This is a genomic window from Nostoc sp. MG11, assembly GCF_014904695.1.
In the GTDB taxonomy this organism is placed as follows: Bacteria; Cyanobacteriota; Cyanobacteriia; order Cyanobacteriales; family Nostocaceae; genus Komarekiella.
In genome coordinates this window covers 1-563 of record NZ_JACXXN010000227.1, presented here as the reverse complement: position 1 = coordinate 563, position 563 = coordinate 1, and the positions used below count along the sequence as shown (strand labels likewise).

The 563-nt window shown below is 41.9% G+C and carries 1 protein-coding gene; it reads right to left on the bottom strand.

The annotated features are described in order from the left end of the window. Positions 1-418, bottom strand: a 418-nt coding sequence (locus HCR01_RS38220; RefSeq protein ID WP_193201052.1) for a sigma-70 family RNA polymerase sigma factor, incomplete at its 3' end; no start/stop codon positions are given. Positions 419-563 lie beyond the last annotated feature (145 nt).

Genomic DNA, 563 nt, shown 5'->3' with positions numbered 1-563 from the left:
ACCAATAAGCGTAGGTAGAAAGCTTGTAACCACGGTTGGGGTCAAATTTCTCTATTCCCCGTTGTAGTCCTAGTGAACCTTCTTGAACCAGATCGAGAAATTCCATGTTGCGATTTTGGTACTTTTTGGCGATTGAAACCACTAGCCGCAGGTTCGCTCTTACCATTTTTTGCTTGGCTCGTTGTCCTTGGCGAAGAATTGAATTCACTTCAGCTTCGGTTTTACCTGTGTCCGCAGCTAATTCAGATGTTGTTGGTTGGCGATTTAGTTCTTGCGTGAGTTCAGTTTTCCGTTGTTCAATTGCGACCATCTGCTGTACCTGCCGGGCATAGGCGATTTCTTGGGAGCCAGTCAGCAAAGGGACGCGACCAATGTCTTGCAGGTAGAGGCGAATCAAGTCTGAAGTGGATGTGGACATAAAATTTAACGAATTAGATATATAGAAAACTTTTTTGGGGAACATTTTTGGTTGTGTTGCAAAAAAGGTTTGAAGTGATAAAATTCTCTAGAACTAAGATTATTTATGCAACAACTCCGAAGATGTCTGCAATAAAATTAACTTG